Origin of the sequence: Helicobacter sp., from assembly GCF_014799995.1 — a bacterium.
Taxonomy (GTDB): Bacteria; Campylobacterota; Campylobacteria; order Campylobacterales; family Helicobacteraceae; genus Helicobacter_D.
In genome coordinates this window covers 36,331-54,262 of record NZ_JAAVGY010000009.1, presented here as the reverse complement: position 1 = coordinate 54,262, position 17,932 = coordinate 36,331, and the positions used below count along the sequence as shown (strand labels likewise).

Annotated in this window: 15 protein-coding genes, 1 tRNA gene and 1 pseudogene; 9 read left to right on the top strand and 8 right to left on the bottom strand. The window is 38.6% G+C overall.

Annotation, left to right across the window (positions count from 1 at the left end; all coding sequences use genetic code 11):
* Positions 1–2: 2 nt before the first annotated feature.
* The 7 genes from HDT10_RS02115 to purD form a co-directional block, all read right to left on the bottom strand.
* Positions 3–86: transfer RNA gene (locus tag HDT10_RS02115), tRNA-Leu, on the bottom strand.
* Positions 87–122: 36 nt separating this feature from the next.
* On the bottom strand, positions 123–428 hold the full coding sequence (locus tag HDT10_RS02110; RefSeq protein ID WP_290879489.1) for a F0F1 ATP synthase subunit C: 306 nt from the start codon (positions 426–428) through the stop codon (positions 123–125).
* A gap of 99 nt (positions 429–527) precedes the next feature.
* On the bottom strand, positions 528–2,726 hold the full coding sequence (locus tag HDT10_RS02105; RefSeq protein WP_290879487.1) for a polyribonucleotide nucleotidyltransferase: 2,199 nt from the start codon (positions 2,724–2,726) through the stop codon (positions 528–530).
* Positions 2,727–2,740: 14 nt separating this feature from the next.
* Positions 2,741–3,466, bottom strand: a complete 726-nt coding sequence (locus HDT10_RS02100; protein WP_290879486.1) for a phosphoribosyltransferase — start codon at positions 3,464–3,466, stop codon at positions 2,741–2,743.
* A 9-nt stretch (positions 3,467–3,475) separates the two neighbouring features.
* The gene (locus HDT10_RS02095; RefSeq protein ID WP_290879485.1) at positions 3,476–5,605 is read right to left on the bottom strand and encodes an LPS assembly protein LptD; all 2,130 of its coding nucleotides are present in this window, start codon (positions 5,603–5,605) and stop codon (positions 3,476–3,478) included.
* Positions 5,598–6,068 (bottom strand): RDD family protein, encoded by a 471-nt coding sequence (locus HDT10_RS02090; RefSeq protein ID WP_290879484.1) that lies wholly within the window; start codon positions 6,066–6,068, stop codon positions 5,598–5,600. Before HDT10_RS02090 ends, HDT10_RS02095 begins: the two co-directional genes overlap by 8 nt.
* The gene (purD, locus tag HDT10_RS02085; protein ID WP_290879483.1) at positions 6,065–7,330 is read right to left on the bottom strand and encodes a phosphoribosylamine--glycine ligase; all 1,266 of its coding nucleotides are present in this window, start codon (positions 7,328–7,330) and stop codon (positions 6,065–6,067) included. The genes HDT10_RS02090 and purD overlap by 4 nt, the downstream gene beginning before the upstream one ends.
* A gap of 389 nt (positions 7,331–7,719) precedes the next feature.
* Between purD and HDT10_RS02080 the strand changes: the two genes are divergently transcribed.
* Positions 7,720–8,223 carry a c-type cytochrome gene (locus HDT10_RS02080; protein ID WP_290879482.1) on the top strand — a complete coding sequence of 168 codons (504 nt, stop codon included), beginning with the start codon at positions 7,720–7,722 and terminating at the stop codon, positions 8,221–8,223.
* 76 nt (positions 8,224–8,299) lie between these two features.
* Positions 8,300–9,718, top strand: coding sequence for a glutamate--tRNA ligase (gene gltX, locus HDT10_RS02075; RefSeq protein WP_290879481.1), 1,419 nt, complete (start codon positions 8,300–8,302; stop codon positions 9,716–9,718).
* A 33-nt stretch (positions 9,719–9,751) separates the two neighbouring features.
* On the opposite strand, the gene HDT10_RS02070 is transcribed toward gltX, so the two are convergent.
* Positions 9,752–10,816: an RluA family pseudouridine synthase gene (locus HDT10_RS02070; RefSeq protein WP_290879480.1), complete on the bottom strand. Its 1,065-nt coding sequence runs from the start codon at positions 10,814–10,816 to the stop codon at positions 9,752–9,754.
* A 300-nt stretch (positions 10,817–11,116) separates the two neighbouring features.
* Between HDT10_RS02070 and HDT10_RS02065 the strand changes: the two genes are divergently transcribed.
* From HDT10_RS02065 to pseC, 7 genes and pseudogenes are all read left to right on the top strand, one after another.
* Positions 11,117–12,082: a DNA adenine methylase gene (locus tag HDT10_RS02065; RefSeq protein ID WP_290879555.1), complete on the top strand. Its 966-nt coding sequence runs from the start codon at positions 11,117–11,119 to the stop codon at positions 12,080–12,082.
* Positions 12,083–12,084: 2 nt separating this feature from the next.
* Positions 12,085–12,867, top strand: coding sequence for a type II restriction endonuclease (locus HDT10_RS02060; protein WP_290879478.1), 783 nt, complete (start codon positions 12,085–12,087; stop codon positions 12,865–12,867).
* Positions 12,860–13,756 carry a Dam family site-specific DNA-(adenine-N6)-methyltransferase gene (locus tag HDT10_RS02055; RefSeq protein WP_290879476.1) on the top strand — a complete coding sequence of 299 codons (897 nt, stop codon included), beginning with the start codon at positions 12,860–12,862 and terminating at the stop codon, positions 13,754–13,756. Before HDT10_RS02060 ends, HDT10_RS02055 begins: the two co-directional genes overlap by 8 nt.
* Position 13,757: 1 nt before the next feature.
* Positions 13,758–14,220 (top strand): annotated as a pseudogene (locus HDT10_RS02050) (type II restriction endonuclease).
* A gap of 131 nt (positions 14,221–14,351) precedes the next feature.
* Positions 14,352–15,680, top strand: coding sequence for an adenylosuccinate lyase (gene purB / locus HDT10_RS02045; protein ID WP_290879474.1), 1,329 nt, complete (start codon positions 14,352–14,354; stop codon positions 15,678–15,680).
* A gap of 107 nt (positions 15,681–15,787) precedes the next feature.
* The gene (gene pseB / locus HDT10_RS02040) at positions 15,788–16,774 is read left to right on the top strand and encodes a UDP-N-acetylglucosamine 4,6-dehydratase (inverting) (RefSeq protein WP_290879473.1); all 987 of its coding nucleotides are present in this window, start codon (positions 15,788–15,790) and stop codon (positions 16,772–16,774) included.
* The gene (gene pseC, locus HDT10_RS02035; protein WP_290879471.1) at positions 16,771–17,931 is read left to right on the top strand and encodes a UDP-4-amino-4,6-dideoxy-N-acetyl-beta-L-altrosamine transaminase; all 1,161 of its coding nucleotides are present in this window, start codon (positions 16,771–16,773) and stop codon (positions 17,929–17,931) included. Before pseB ends, pseC begins: the two co-directional genes overlap by 4 nt.
* The last annotated feature ends 1 nt before the right edge of the window (position 17,932 follow it).

The window sequence follows — 17,932 nt, the reverse complement described above, 5'->3', positions numbered from 1 at the left end:
AATGGTGCGCTGAGCGAGACTTGAACTCGCACGGGTCGCCCCGCCACCCCCTCAAGATGGTGTGTCTACCATTCCACCACCAGCGCACACCTTAGGGGAAGCCCCTAAGGTAAAAGTATGAATTAATCTAAGAATGGGTTTGAATAAAGTAGAATCAAAGCAACAACGAGAGTATAAATAACTTGTGCTTCAATCATCGCCAATGCGATAAACATTGTTGTCATTAATTTACCGCCAACACCGGGATTTCTAGCCATACCAGAAATTGTAGCAGCTGCTGTGCTACCCATACCAATTGCACCACCAAGTGCGGCAATACCCAAACCTACGCCTGCTGCAATCGCAGAATAAGACAATAACATTTCACTACCTTCAGCAGCAAATGCTACGCTTGCTAATGCAAAAAACACTAGAAGTAATTTTTTCATTTTCTCTCCTTGAAATTTCAAAGCCCTTTCGGATCTGTCCCCTACTCATTGCTTTGTGAGGCAAAATTATAAACGCGTTTAGCTAAAATTTCGTTTAATTTAAGATTCCACAAGCCCTAATTCTACTTTATTTTTATTGAGCGAAAGCACTTCTACACGCACCTCATCGCCTTCTTTGAGATAATCACTAATGCGTTCGTTTCTATTATTGGTAACCTTAGAAACATGCAATAATCCATCATAATTATGGGGTAATTCTACAAACGCACCAAACTCCACGACTTTTTTTACTTTGCCTGTGTAAATATCTCCCACTTGATAAAGCTCGTAAATATTTGGTTTGTTTTCTTTAGCGTTTGCAATATTGATAATATGTTCTTTGGCTGCATCTACTTTTTGCTTATTTCCACCGCTGACTTTGACTTCTCCATTGTCGCGATTCAAATCAATCACAACTTCAAATTTTTCTATGATTTCTTTAATGGTTTTGCCCGCTTGCCCGATGACTTCTACAATTTTGCTAGGGTGGATTGCAAACACTTGGGAGCTAGGTAAGGATTCTGTATTTAAAATAATCTTGCTTTTGGCTCCTTCCATTAATTTTAGAATCTGCAAACGCGCTTCTTTTGCCTGCAAAAGTGCGTTTTTTAAGATTTCCGTGTTTAATCCGCCTAGCTTAATGTCCATTTGTAATGCAGTGATTCCCTCTGTGCTTCCCGCAACCTTAAAATCCATATCGCCATCGTGGTCTTCTAAGCCCATAATGTCTGTTAAAATCGCATATTTCTCTCCCTCGCACACAAGCCCCATTGCCACCCCTGCAATCAAAGAAGTGCATTCAATATCCGCAGCAGCCAATGCCAAAGAGCCGCCACATACGGTTGCCATAGAAGAAGAGCCGTTGGATTCTAAAATTTCAGAAACCAAGCGAATTGTTTTGGAATCTCCATTAATCAAACTGCATTCCAATGCGCGTTTGGCAAGATTGCCGTGTCCTAACTCCCTCCTGCTTGTTGCACCGATACTGCTTGCTTCCCCAACACTAAAAGGAGGGAAATTATAATGCACCATAAAACGTTCTTTGGAGGTTGTTTTTTCTGTTAGTAACTCGTAATTTTGTGCGTCCATATCGCCGCCTAAGGTACAAACTACGAGTGCTTGCGTTTGTCCTCTCGTAAAAAGTGCGCTTGAATGGGCTTTGGGCAAAATATTTGTCTCTATGCTAATGGGGCGAATTTCTTTCAATCCTCTGCCATCTGCACGTTTGCCCTCGTCTAGTATCATTTGGCGAATCAGCATACGTTTGACTTTGCTAAGTGTCTCTTGAACGCGCTGTTCTAGGGATTCTATATCATTTGGGTTTTGTAACTTCCAATCCTCCATAATCTCTTCGGCAAAAGCTTTGAGGCGACTATGACGTTCTGTTTTGGACAAAAATTCAATGATATTGCGCAAAGGTTCTAAATATTTTTGACAAATAAACGCCGCAATTCTCTCACAGATAAAGCTTTTTCTCCCTTCTAATTCTAAAGGCGGTTTGACAAAAGGCGCAAAGGATTCTTGCATTAGCTGACTTTTAGCGCAAATTTGCTTGCGTGCAATCTCTAAAGCCTCTATTAGTTGGTTCTCCTCTAGCTCATTTGCGCTAAAGGAAGTGGCTTCTTCCTCTTTTAAGGTTGTCATCAGGCTTAAGGGATTGCTTGAAGATTGGATTTTTACCCCGCCAAAAGTGCGCATCTCAATCATCAGCAAATCCTCATTGACACCGCTAACAAACAAATCTAATGTGCTTTGCTCTTGTGCGCTTGGACTTGGGTTGATGATAAATTCCTCTCCGATTCTGCCAATACGCACGCCATTAACAGGAAAGGTGAGCGGAATCTCTGAAACATATAAGGCTGCACTTGCGGCGTTTAAAGCAAGGACTTGCAAATCTGAATCATTATCGGCACTCAATACCATAATGGTAATCTGTGTGGGATAGCAGTAATTTTTGGGAAACAAGGGGCGCAAACTGCGGTCTATGATTCTTGCTGTGAGAGTTTCAAAATCGCTAGGCTTTGCTTCTCTTTTGACATAGCCGCCGGGAAATTTTCCTGCGGCGTAGGCTTTTTCAATGTATTGCACCGTCAAAGGTAAAAAATCCTCTTCTACAATACTATCACAATCTACCGCAATCGTTGCGAGCAAAACATTATTGCCACTTTGGTAATATACACTCCCATTTGCCGCTTTGGCAAACTTATCAAAAATATATTTTTCTTCTTTTTCTAAAAACATCAGCTTTGCTTCACCCATTCTCTCTCCTTGAATTATGGTTGTATCTTATCAAAAATCTCTTCTATTACCGAAGATTCTATGGCGGGATAATCCTTGTAATAATATCCAATATCTACAAAATTTTTAGACCGATAAAGACAAAAAATTCCATCTGTCGCTTCGTCCATTACTTCGGCTACATCTATGGGCGCGACAGGACAAGCAAAATACACAGTTTTGGCTTGCGAAGTAATGGCAGATTTGATAGAGGCAAGTGCTGTCAATCCGCTATCAATCCCCTCATCTACAAGCAATACGCGCTTGTTTTTAAAGGAAATGAGCGGGTTGCCTTTGCGGTATTGATAAATCAGAGGCAACATTTTGTCCTCGTATTGTCTTTGCACTTCACCATAAATATAGTCTAAACTAATCCCAAAAGACCGTACTAAAGGTTCGTTTATCACAACATCGTGCGTTTCAGTTGCCATTGCGATTTCGCATTCTGGGTTATTAGGAGCTAGAATAGGAGAGGTGAAGAGAAAGGCAAGAGGTGCTTTAATCGTCTGCGCTAAACGATGAGCAAAAAAAACTCCGGCAAAAGAAATACCAACCACAATACAATCTTGCTTTTCAAAGAAATTTAAAGGCATATTGTGCAGTAATTTTTGTAGTGCATCTTCACGATTTTCAAAAAAAATTTTGCGTCGCATAGAGTGCATTGTATTGCTTACGAAGTTACCCCCAATCGCATTGGCGATTCCATTATTTAAATTACTCATTTCTATATCCTAATTACCCATTTTAATATCACTACTCAAGAGAGGAATAAATTTAATGGTGAATAATACATATTTATCATCTTGTGCTTCCACCCCATGCGTAGTGAGTCTTGGATAAATTTCACTGACATATTTCAGCCCAAAAGAAAAACAACGAATAGAGGTTTCAAAGCCTATTTGCCAAGTCTTGAAATAATGTTCCTTATAATCATAGCCTGCACTTGCAAAAATGTCAATGGATTCAAATTCTTTGTTGAATCCTGCCATCAAATAATTCGCCTCATTAAATCTTCCGCGACTCCAATCTATATCTGCAAAGGATCTGCGAAAAAAATGTCCAACATTGGCATTAAGATACTCCCCATCATATTTTATTTGGTGTGTAGCTTCAGCAATTTTAGATTTTTGATGCGAATAAAAAATACTGCTCAAAAAGCTCCATTCATAATTATAAAAATATTGGATTTCATTTTCTAATTCTCCTATTTTGTGAGTATTCTCAAAATAAAAAGGCTGCCGGACGCGATGAGAGAGTAAAAGCCTATTATGAGAATCATAGAAATATTGCGAGCCATTTAATTGGAGTTCTTGTCTGCTGCCGGGCAATGTGAATAAGTCTTGAAAATCACCTTCTTCTTTGTCAAAACCGGGCAAAATATACAAGCCCTCAAGACTAATTGTGTGTCCAAAATCTTGATACTGCTTGACTAAGTCGGAATTTGCCTTTAACTGATAATGCTGTGTCATATAGCGTCCATTTTCTAAATGTCCTTCCCGAACATTGCTATAATTCACTTGCGTACCATAGAAAATAGAAGCAGCAGAGAGATTAGCAAAATCATTCAAAATGCTTTGAGTATAGATAACAGGCAATTCTGCTTCTTGCTGTATTGCACGAAAACCAATAGGACGCGTAAAGTTTTTGGCTTTATAATCAAAACTATAATATAAATTGTCTAAAAACAAATTATCAATTTGTCGGTGATATTGCACCTCTGGCAAGGTCTGGAACGTGGTTGCATTGCTAGTTTTTTCTAAGTCCGAATAATAGCGTCCATAAAGACCCACATAATCCGCCTCACTTTTTAAGAAATAATTCAAACGTGAAGTCAAAAGACTACCTTGCAAATCCGCTTGTCTTTCTGCGTCTTCATCGGTTAATCTAAAATAATCAATGTCTGTAATTTGTGAAATATCTACTTGGATTCCATCTTCATAAAAGTAGTTTTGTGATTTTGTCAGTAAATCTTTACGTTCATATTTGAGTTGGAATCCAAAATGGTCTCTGTTTTCCAAATCATAAGTTTTTTGATAGCTCTTTTTATCCCCAAAATAACCAAAATTTGCCCATAAGATTTGATCCTTGTCGTCTATCATTCTCAATTCATCGTAGAATCCCACACCTCTTTTTGTCCTTACTTGGGGAGCAAGCGTCATATCCCACCAATCTTGTGGGGCAATAAAAATGGGTTGGGAGTAAAGAAATCCATCGTCTTGTGAGTTACCAATTTCAGGATAAAGCAAGCCACTCTTGCGTTTATATCCTAAGGAAAAAGAAAGATAGGGAAAGTAAAGCACCGGCATTTCATAGATGCAAAGACGAGGATTCCATACGCTTAACCACTCTTGATTCACATCGTATTGACTTTTGCTTGCTTTAAGTTGCCAAATCGGATTATTCACGCTACAAGTTGAAATCGTTGTTTCTTCTGTCTGATAGACATTCTTGTCATATTGCGCATTTTTAGCACTTACCCATAAACCGCTCATAGAATCTTGCAGGTAGAAAGGTTCTAAAAAGGAATAATCCTGCTGCATTTTAATCTTTACATTCTGCGCTTTGAGATAAAGTGCGTTGCCTTTATAAGCATTGACATTGCCACTCAATAGAATTTCACCATTTTGTGTGTCATAAGTTGCTTCATTTGCGGTTACAAAATAATCCAAATTAATGACAACTATGTGCCCTTTGCCAATCACTTTGGATTGGCTATATTCCATATCATCGGCTAAAAATTCAAAAATAGATTCTTGTTTGGAATTAAATTGCTTCACTGAAGGACGCGCATAGGAAAGATGAGGCATTAGCAAAACTGCCAAGCCTAATGCAATTCCAAAGTTTTTAAGTGAATCAAGCATTATAGTTTTTTAACTCCACCACAAGCGTATTTGCTGCTATATCGTGCAAACCCCTCTTTAAGCTATTTGTCAAAAGATATAAAAATGGCAAATACATTAAAACTTCACTCAATAGACGCAATAATGAGCGGATTAAAGCCTGCTGCAAGTTTGGATTATCCAATAACCCTAATTCAATCACGCGAATCTTAACGACAATCTTGCCAATAGTTGCGCCATAAAATTGTACAAAAAGCCAATGATATAAAATGCGGATTCCATATAGAATGAGAAAGGAGCTAGAAATGGTTTGCAAAAGGACTTCTATATCGTCTGCATTTTGCATAATACTATCCCAATAAATTCCAATAATCATCATACTAAGTAGCAAATCATCAATGATATGGGCGATAATTCGTTTCCAATAAGGCGCGACTTCAATTTCTTCGCGGGCTAAAATTTCTTCAATTTTATCTTGGTTCATTCTTTTTCCAACGCCTGATAAGCAATGTCTTTGCGGTATTGCATACCATTGAATTTCACAGAATCTACTCTTTGGTAAGCATTTTTCAGTGCTTCTTGCACATTGTCTCCTTTACCCACACATACAAGCACGCGTCCGCCACTCGCGAACAAGTCTTCCCCTTCCTTGCTAACGCCCGCAAAGCTAATGTGGGATTGCGCATTTTCATTTAAATCCTTTAGTGTGATTTTCTCTTTTTTGGAATTTTTATAAGGATAGTCTTTAGAAGCGATCACAACTCCTACGCACATTTTGGATTCTAACTCAAAATGCACATTTTTCAAATCCCCATTCGCACACGCCAAGAAGCAATCTAACAAGCCATTTTTAAAGAGTGGCATAAGCACTTCGCATTCTGGGTCTCCAAAACGAACATTGAACTCTAATAAATAGGGTTTATTTTTGACAACCATAATCCCACAAAACAAAGCACCGCTAAAGGGATTCCCTTCTTTTGCCATACCATCAAGCGTTGGCACAATAATGCTTGACTTGACTTCTTCGATTATCTGTGAAGTTGCCAGAGGTGCAGGCGCATACGCTCCCATTCCTCCTGTATTTGGACCTTTGTCTTGTTCTAAAAGTCGCTTATGGTCTTGCGCGGCAGGTAGCACAATAAAGTCCTTTCCATCGCACATTGCAAAGATAGACAACTCAAATCCATCTAAAAATTCTTCAATCACGATGGTTTTGCCCGAATCGCCAAAGCTTTTTCCCTCTAGCATTTCCTTTGCTGCTACTTTTGCCTCTTCATAGCTTTGTGCGATAATCACGCCTTTACCCGCACATAAGCCATCTGCTTTGACGACAATGGGCAGATTTAAACTCTCAATAAATTTGCAGGATTCCTCATAATCTTGTGTTTGAATAAATCTAGCAGTAGGAATATCGTAATGTTTTGCAAATTCTTTCATATAAGCTTTAGAACCCTCAAGACGCGCGGCTTTTGCACTAGGACCAAAAGTCGGGATTCCATTCTCTCGCAACGCATCTGCTAAACCCTCTACCAATGGAGATTCAGGACCGATAATCACAAGCCCGATTCTATGTGCTAAAGAAAAATCGATCAATTCTTGCTGGCTTGCAAAATCAATGTTTTCCCCAAGTTTGCTTGTTGCGCCATTTCCGGGATAAAAGTAAATTCCCTCAATCCTGCATTCCTTTTGTAATGCAAGTCCTATTGAATACTCACGCCCACCACTGCCGACAATGATTATTTCCATTCTGTAACCTTAATAATTTAGTTTTTAAAATCCTTAATTTAAGATTTTTATAAAACTTTAAAAACCAAAATCCTTGATAAAGCCCAAGTGAGCGTTACTTATTTGTGTAGCCCTAAAATAGGCAACGATTCCAGTCATAAGCAACTCTTTAGGCGGTAGATTCTCGTCTCAACTTAAGAGACTAAATAGCGAAAACACCATCACACAAAGCCAACTATACAACCAGCAATATTTTATTCTGTTGGACTTCAAATTCAAAGAAATGCGCTTCACTTAGGCAAAGCGAATTATAAACTATCCTAGCTAAAGTGGCTTTTAACTTTAACCAGAAATTAATAAATTTTAGGCAAAATTGCGTAACGAAATCATAATGGTTAAGGAATCTTAAGATGAAGAAATTTTTATCTACTCTTATTTGTATCACAATTTTAAGCAGTGCATTAAATGCAGAAGAATGTGTGTGTTTTGAGCTTAAAGGAGAATTTGGAGAGGAAATCAAAGCAATCATGCAAAAATATTCCAAAAACTTGGGCTCAAAAGACATCAAAGTCGTGCGTGAAGATGCGGATTTGACAATCCAAGAGCGAAGTTTTTTGGATAGTCTTTTAGGTACGGGTTCTGTGGCAAGCTCATCTAAAACATTGGATTTGGAAAAAGGTAAAAAATTTTATGAGCGGGATTGTGCAAGTTGTCATGGAAAAAAGGGTGAAGTTTCTGTGGCAAGCAAAGCCCCCATTAACACTTGGAAAGCAAGTGATATTGCAGATGAGATTAAAACTTACCAGAATCAAAGCTTTGAGGGACAATCACGTTTCATTAAAAACCAAGTTGCCCAACGTTATACGAGACGCGATATGGAAGACATCGGAGCTTATGTTGAATCCTTAAGATAGCTCTTGCAAAAATAGAGTAAAAATTTCAGCAATCTTAAGCTAAGATTCTATAAATCACATATTTTTGAGGAATAAAATGAGTAAGATTATCACAAGATTTGCACCTTCTCCTACGGGTTATTTGCACATTGGTGGCTTACGTACTGCACTTTTTAACTATCTTTATGCAAGGGCGAATGGAGGAAAATTTCTACTCCGCATTGAAGATACAGATTTAGCGCGCAATTCAACAGACGCCAAAGAAGCGATTATTCAGGCTTTTAATTGGGTGGGCATGGATTATGATGGCGAAGTCGTGTATCAAAGTCAAAGATTCCCTCTCTATCAAGAATATATTGACCGCTTGCTAAAAGAGGGCAAAGCGTATTATTGCTATATGCAAAAAGAAGAATTAGAAAAAAACCGCAAAGAAGCTGAAGCAAAAGGGCAAATATGGAAATACGATAACCGCTATCGTGATTTTGTCGGCACACCGCCTGTCGGTGTAAAGCCTGTCGTGCGTATCAAAGCACCCACAGAGGGTGAGATTTGCTTCCTTGATGGCGTCAAAGGCGAAATCAGAATCGCCGCAAAAGAAATAGACGACTTCATCATTGTGCGAAGCGATGGCACGCCCACTTATAACTTTGTTGTAACCATTGATGATGCGTTAATGGGAGTAACTGATGTGATTCGTGGCGATGACCACTTAAGCAATACCCCCAAACAAATTATCCTCTATCAGGCATTGGGTTTTGTGATTCCGCGATTCTATCACGTGCCTATGATTCTGAATCCACAAGGGCAAAAACTTAGCAAACGTGATGGTGCAATGAGTGTAATGGAATACAAAAACTTAGGCTATTTGCCGCAAGCTTTATTAAATTTCCTTGTGCGTTTGGGTTGGAGTCACGGAGACCAAGAAATCTTTTCTATGAAAGAAATGCTAGACTTTTTTAATCCCAATAGTTTAAATAGTGCGCCCTCTGCCTACAATAAAGAAAAATTATTGTGGCTTAACTCGCATTATCTCAACCAAATGGAGCGGGAACAAATCAATGCACTTTTGCCTTTTTATGGCGCAGAGATTCCTAATGAGAGCGTGCAAGAAATTTTGTATCCAGAAATCAAAGAACGTTCTAAAACCCTATTAGAATTTGTTGAAATCTTGAAAACTTGCTTGGTTTCAGTGGTTGCCTACGATGAAAAAATGACACAAAAAGTTCGCAATGACGAAAATATTCATCGCTTAAAAGAATTTCTAATTTACCTAGAATCGTTAAAAAAACCATTAGAAAGTGTGCAGGATACAGAATCCGAGATTGCAACCTTTGCGGATTTTCAAGGAATTAAGGCGAAACATCTCTTTATGCCTTTGCGTTATGCTCTGCTCGGCTCTTCTGGAGGGGTTGGAATCGCGCCTTTAATGACTGCATTGGGTATTGAAATCGTCCAAGAACGAATCAAGCAGGCATTAAACAATTTAGAGAAAACGACAGAGGGGAATCCCGATTAATTAACAAGTGATAATTTTTAGAAATAGCCTAAATTATGGAATCTCAAAATTTTCACTACTTTGAAAATCATATAATTTGCCCTCAAAGTTAAATTGCAAACGGTAGGCGTGCAACATTAGACGCGTAGCTCCAAAATAAGCCCATCGTTTCGCATTGCTTAACCCCCCGCCCTTATATTGCGATTCCAAAGGCACAAGAAACTCTTTATCCAAATATTCGCGGCTATGCTCCTCTTGCGCTCCATAGAGAGGGTCGCCTAGAATCGGGAAATGCAGTGCATATAAATGCAATCGGATTTGATGTGTGCGTCCTGTTTTGGGGCGTACTTTGAGCAAAGTGCAAGGTGTATCGTTTGACTTAGAATCTTGCATTGTGCCCAAAGATTCCATAGAATCCTCCGTGCCTCTCTCAAAAGCTTTTCCTGCACGCACGAGGGGGTTAGACTCCCATAATCCAAGCACTTCAAATTCACTTTTTGCCTCTTTGAATCGTAGCGATTCTGTGTTTGGCTCTCCTAGATATTTGGAACGCACGCACAAATCCCCTCCTTTGGGCTGCGTGGCAAGAGGCAAGGTAAGGCAAAAGTCTCGCGCCTTGCAAGCACTTTTGCGAAAATCCCCGCGCACAAGTGCTAAATATTCTTTTTTGATTTCATTTTTTATGAACATTGCGCCGAGTTTTGCGATACTTTCTTTGTGTTTGCCTACAAGCACAAGCCCGCTTGTCTCTTTGTCAATGCGATGAATCAGGCTTGCCTCCTCTCCATAGAGTGCGCGCACTTCGTCTATCAAACTATGGTGCGCAAATCTGCCTTTAGGGTGGATTAACATTTTGGCAGGTTTATTAAAGAGGGCAAAATCTTGATTCTCATAAATTGGTTTTAGCCCCATAGAATCCGGTTCAAACACAACGATACAAACGCGATTCTTGAGTATCTTTGCCTTTTCGTTATTTTCAAGAGTCTTGCCCTCATAAACCACTCTGCCTTTGTTGATAAACCTTTGTGATTGTGCCATATTCAAATGCAAGGATTGCATTAAAAACTGATAGGCTTTTATAGGAATTGGAATCGGAAATTCTTTCAAGACAAAAGGCATCGGGCAACTTTTAAGTAGGATTATGTTAGGATATTTTAACATAAAAAAATATTGAATAAAATCTTATAAGTCTTGCAATCTTGCTTTGAGCTACATAAGGACACACCTACTCGCGCATTTACAGAATTTTTAGAATCTCTCAAAGAATCCTTAACGATAGATAATAAATCTCATAAGGTCTTGCAATAAATGAACCAAACAATAATAAAATCATATTTTAACTTAAAGTTGTTATAATTTTGCGAAATAATTTAAGGCAATCCATTGACACAACAGCAATCATTATTTGATTTTAATCCCTTGCAACAAGATACAAATCAAAACTGCACTCCCAAAAGTTATTTTTTGCAGAATCTCAAAGGCAAATCCCTAACCTACAAACGCTACGCCAAAAGCCCTCTGCGCTATGGTGGAGGCAAAACTCTGGCGGTTGGGTTAATCCTAGAGCATTTTCCTAATGATATAGAGCGTCTTGTTTCGCCCTTTATGGGGGGGAGCGTAGAAATCGCAAGTGCGTTAGAGCTAGATTTAGAAGTGAAAGCCTTTGATGTTTTTGATATTTTGGTGAATTTTTGGCAGGTTTTGATTGCAGATTCTGAAAAACTTTATAATGAACTACTTAAACTTGAACCCACAAAAGAAACCTATGCACATATCAAACAAGAGCTTAAAGCCTTTTGGAATGAGCGGCATAAAGATTCGCAAAATACTGCCCAAATCAAACTCGATTCCCTCACGCTTGCTCGAGATTATTATTTTAACTTCAATCTTAGTTATGGACCCGGATTTTTGGGGTGGTTGAGTAAAATTTATGAGGACAAAAACCGCTATTTAAATGCCTTACAAAAATTAAAAGACTTGGGGCAAGATTTTAGACTGCAAAATCTAAGCGTGGAATGCCAAAGTTTTGAAAAAGTGTTTGAAGCATATCCGAACGATTTTTTCTATTGCGACCCACCGTATTTTTTAGAGGGAGATTCTAAGATGTTTAAGGGAATCTACCCAATGCGCAATTTTCCTATTCATCATAACGGCTTTAATCACGCACTTTTGGCGCAATGTCTCAAAAACCATAAGGGCAATTTTATCCTAAGCTATAATGATTGCGCATTTGTGCGAGAAGCCTACAAAGACTTTAGAATCTTAGAGCCCAAATGGCAATACACAATGGGACAAGGCGAAACGCGAATCGGCAAAAATCGCGTGGAGCGAGGCGATACAGATAATATCAAGCAAAGCCACGAGTTGTTGATTGTAAAGGAGTGAGAATGGATAAACAAATGTTTAAAAAGGAATTTAGGGTGTTCCTTTGCAGTTTAAAAGATAAAATTTGCGAAAAAGATGAATGGAAAGTTAAGGGTTTTATTGACATCGATAAAACAATTTTTAGTATCTCTAGTGATACTAAAATTATTTCTAAAATTTTGGAGATTCATATCTTCCCATTTATACAAGATTTTGCTATTCAATATAATTTCGATATTGTTTTACCAAATCATCAAAATTATTATCCCGATTTATCGTTTGTTTCAAAAATAGATTCCCATATTAAGTTTGCAGTAGATTTAAAAACGACCTACCGTATTGAAAATAATCCTACACTTTGCAATGGCTTTACATTAGGTTCTCATGGAGAATATTTTAAGAACAGAGAATCTACTAAAAATATTCAATTCCCCTATAAAGAGTATCTGGGGCATTTCTGTTTGGGTATAATTTATGACAGAGTTATTGTGAACGAACTACAAAGATATACACTACAAGACTTAAAAGCCATTCAATCTGTTATTAAAAATCTTGACTTATTTTTTGTTGAAAAATACAAAATCGCGAGCGATTCTAGCGGCAGTGGAAATACAGCAAATATAGGAAGCATTAAAAATATTAACGATATTTTTAATGAAAAAGGTATTTTTGCTGAATTGGGTGAAGAGATTTTCGATGATTATTGGATTAACTATGGACAAATCAGTATTGTAGATGTCAAAGGAAACATAAAGAAAATTACCAAACTTAAAGAATATCTTGCATATAGGGGCAAATATGAATAAGGTATTTATCCCTCCAATTAAAATTCAAGGTATCAAAAGTAAGCTTGTTGCAGACATTAAAAAATTTTTACAATGGGATAAAAACAATGGTGTTTATTTTGAGCCATTCATGGGAAGTGGTGTTGTAGGATTTAATATCGCGCCCAAAAGGGCTATATTTAGTGATAACAATCCTCATATTATCGAGTTTTATCAGAATATTCAAAATGGGCTTATTACCAAAAATTCTATGAGGAACTATCTCGATAAAGAGGGTTCTAATCTACAAAAATATGGGCAAGAACATTATCTTAGAATACGAGAAAGATTCAACAAAACACATAACTCTTTTGATTTTTTATTTTTAAATCGTAGTTGCTTTAATGGGCTTATGCGCTTTAATGCAAAAGGGGGATTCAATGTGCCTTTTTGTAAGAAAGAAAGTAGATTTTCACAAGCTTATATTACAAAAATTACAAACCAAATTGAGTGGGTTAGTCAATTGCTAAAAACCAATGATTATGAATTTAGAGTCTGTGATTTTACAGATAGCTTAAAACTTGCCAAACAAGAAGATTTTATCTATTGCGACCCACCATACATTGATAGACATTCGGATTATTTTAATACTTGGAGTGAGGATAAAGAACAAGCACTTTATGATATTTTATCTAAAACGCAAGCAAAATTTATCTTATCTACATGGCATAGCAATCAATATAGACAGAATATTTACATATCAACATTGTGGGGGCAGTTTAGTATTGATATAATTGAACATTTTTATCATTTGGGTGCAAGTGAAAACAACAGAAATGCCATAAAAGAATCATTAGTTAAGAATTACACAGTAGCACAAGTATGTGATACGCAACATACTAAACAACAATCATTATTTGGAGATTTTTGAAATGAAAATAAGCGAAGTCAAAACTGCCTTTAATTGCTGATGTGGAATTTGTAGAGGGAAGTCAGAGTGAGGGAGGCATTAAAAATACTTTATCTATTTATCGTGATGGCGGGACAAAGGGACGACCAAGCATTAGAAGTTTTGGAATCTGGTATTTTTTGTATCATACTATCTTAAGTGGCGCAAAAATAGAATTTTATATGATTTACCAAGAGAATTTTACAAAAGACATTAAGGGACTTTTCGGACTTAAAAGAATCCCAAACGCCTATATTTCCTATAAGCTAATTGAGCAATGTTGTGTGGAGGACTACTTAAGTGTTGAGGGTGGCAAACACCCTGATTGGAATGTGCAAGAGCAAGGGAAAGACTAATCAATGGATATTAAAAACAAACACGTAGAGATTTTGAAAAATAGCTCTACGCGAGAGAAAGTCATTAAGAGAAAAGAGGTGAAAAGATAAGCAATGATTACAGATTTTATTTATGTGATTTGAAAAAACTCTTGCAATTTGGCTTGTGAGTGGGAGCTATTATTAAGGCTTGAATTTGGGGCAAGAAATTGCTAAGATTCATTTCATTTTAAGGAGACAATATGGTAGAGAGATACGCACGCGAAGAGATGAAAAAACTTTGGGACTTGAATGCAAAATATTCCGCTTGGCTAGAAGTAGAAAAGGCACTCGTGAAAGGCTGGAATAAACTTGGGTTAATCCCTGATACTGATTGCGAGAAAATTTGCAAAAACGCAAAGTTTGACATTGCAAGGATTGATGTAATTGAAGCCGTTACCAAACACGATTTAATCGCCTTTACCACGAGTGTAGCAGAATCTTTGGGCGAGGAATCGCGTTGGTTTCACTATGGCATCACCTCTAGTGATTGCATTGATACTGCGGTGGCATTGCAAATGCGGGATTCTTTGAAAATCATCATTCAAGGCGTCAAACACTTGCGCGAAGTGATTAAGGTGCGTGCAATGGAGCACAAAAATACCCTAATGGTAGGGCGCAGTCACGGAATCCACGGCGAGCCCATTACCTTTGGGCTTGTCTGTGCAATTTGGTATGACGAAATAGGGAGGCATTTAAAGGCATTGGAGGCGACTTTAGAAGTGATTTCCGTAGGGCAGCTTAGCGGTGCAATGGGGAATCTCGCACACACACCCATTGAGCTAGAGGAGCTCGTATGCGAGAATCTTGGGTTAAAAGCCGCTCCTGCAAGCAATCAAGTCATTCAAAGAGACCGCTATGCGAGATTAATGAGTGATTTGGCGTTGCTTGCAAGCAGTTGTGAAAAAATCGCCGTAGAGATTCGGCATTTACAACGTACAGAAGTATATGAGGCAGAGGAATACTTCAGTGAGGGACAAAAGGGCAGTAGCGCAATGCCGCACAAGAGGAATCCCGTGTTGAGTGAGAACATCACAGGGCTTTGCCGTGTGATTCGCTCTTTCGCGCTTCCTGCGATGGAAAATGTCGCTCTTTGGCACGAGCGCGACATTAGTCATTCTAGCGTGGAACGATTTATCTTGCCTGATAGTTTCATCACTACGGATTTTATGCTCGCTCGCTTGAGCGGTTTGATAGAAAAACTTGTCGTATATCCTAAAAATATGATGAAAAATCTCAATCTAACCGGTGGGCTTGTCTTCTCCCAGCGCATTTTACTAGAGCTTCCCAAAAAGGGTGTGAGTCGTGAAAATGCCTACAAAATCGTGCAACGTAATGCGATGAAAGTTTGGGCGGATTTGCAAGAGGGCAAAGCAGCGGTGAATGCGCAGGGAGAAAGTTTATATCTGCAATATTTGCTAGCCGATTCCGAACTTGTAGGACTAATTGGCAAGGAAGCAATCCAAGAATGCTTTGAGTTTAGTTACTATACAAAAAATGTAGAGGCGATTTTCAAACGTGTGTTTAGATAAGGTTTGGAATCCTTGCAGGAGCAAAGCCTTAATGCGCTTGCTCTTTTGATATATTTGCCTTGAAATAATGCTATAATTATAATCTATCCTACCAAATAAGGCGCAAAATGTTTAATGACAAGAGTATTTTAATCACTGGTGGCACGGGGAGCTTTGGCAAATGCTATACCCAAACACTCCTCAAGAGATATAAACCCAAAAAAATCGTAATTTTTTCTCGTGATGAGCTTAAGCAATACGAAATGGCACAAACTTATAATACGCCTTGTATGCGATATTTTCTAGGCGATGTGCGTGATGAGAGCAGGCTCAAAGAAGCAACCATTGGGATTGATTACATTATCCACGCTGCGGCACTCAAGCAAGTTCCTGCCGCGGAATATAATCCCACAGAATGTATCAAAACCAACATTTATGGGGCGCAAAATGTGATTAGCGCAGCCCTTAGCAATGGAATCTCAAAAGTCATCGCGCTTTCTACTGATAAAGCCGCAAACCCCATTAACCTTTATGGAGCGACAAAATTAGCAAGTGATAAGCTTTTTGTCGCGGCAAACAACATTGCAGGGACGCGCAAAACCCGTTTTTCTGTCGTGCGTTATGGCAATGTGATTGGCTCACGCGGTTCCGTCGTGCCATTTTTCCAAAAACTCCTTCGTGAGGGTGCAAAAGAGCTGCCCATTACCGATGTAGAAATGACACGTTTTATGATTACCTTGCAACAGGGTGTAGATTTTGTCTTAAAAAATTTTGAACGAATGAAAGGAGGCGAGACTTTCGTCCCCAAAATCCCCTCTATGAAAATGACAGAGGTTGCCAAAGCTCTAGCTCCCAATCTCCCGCACAAAATCATCGGGATTCGTCCGGGTGAGAAAATCCACGAAACAATGTGTCCAAGTGATGATAGCCACATTACTTATGAATTTAAAGATTACTATGTCATCGCCCCTACGATTCAATTTAGCTTCATCACAGACTTTAGCACGAATGCGCTTGGCGAGAGTGGCAAACTCGTGCCGCGTGGGTTTTCTTATGATTCTGGGACAAACACGCAGTGGTTAAGCACTCAAGACTTTTTGGAGCTTTTAAAATGATTCCCTATGGCAAACAAGAGATTACAGAGTCCGATATTCAAGCAGTCGTAGAAGCCCTCAAGTCTCCTTTGATTACGCAAGGACCTAAAGCGCAAGAATTAGAACAAAAAATAGCCCAAAAGGTAGGGGCAGAATTTGGTGTAAGCTTCAATAGTGCGACTTCCGCCCTCCATTGTGCTGCGCTTGCCTTAGGATTGAAAAGGGGAGATTGGCTATGGACAACCCCTAATAGTTTCGTTGCAAGTGCAAATTGTGGAATCTATTGCGGTGCAAAGGTGGATTTTGTGGATATTAATCCACTAACTTATAACCTTGATGTGCAAAAGTTAGAAAAAAAACTAAACCATACCCCCAAACACAAGCGACCAAAAGTGCTTGTAGCAGTGCATTTCGCAGGACAAAGCTGCGATATGGAATCCCTCTATCATCTAAGCAAGACTTATAAATTTAAAATCATAGAGGACGCTTCACACGCACTTGGTGGGAGCTACTATAAGTTTCCTATTGGGAGTTGCAAGTTTAGTGAGATTACGATTTTTAGCTTCCACCCTGTGAAAATTATCACTTGTGCGGAGGGTGGAATCGCTACCACGAATAATGAAAAATACGCTAGCAAAATGCAACAATTTAAAAGTCACGGAATCACCAAAAAAATAGAAGATTTCAAAGGTAAAAATGCGGGGACTTGGTATTATGAGCAGCAGATATTAGGGTTTAATTACCGCCTTAGTGAATTGCACGCGGCACTTGGAATCTCCCAATTAGAACGTTTGGAATCCTATGTCTCCAAACGCAATGAACTTGTTAAAGTCTATAATGAAGCCTTATGTGATTTAGAGCTCACACTGCCCTTTGTCGCCTCTTATAATTACAGCGCATTTCATCTCTATGTGATTTTGCTAAACAAAAAAAGCGGAATCAAACGCAAAGAATTATTTGCCAAACTTCAAGAGGCTGGAATCGGCGCGCAAGTGCATTATATTCCGATTCATTTGCAGCCTTTTTATCGGCAATTTGGATTTAAAAAGGGGGATTTCAAAGAGGCAGAATCTTATTATAAACGCGTGATTTCTTTGCCCCTTTTCCCCACACTCACGCCACAAGAGCAGCAAAAAGTCATTACGATTTTGAGAGAATCTGTGCGTCAAAAGGCATAGA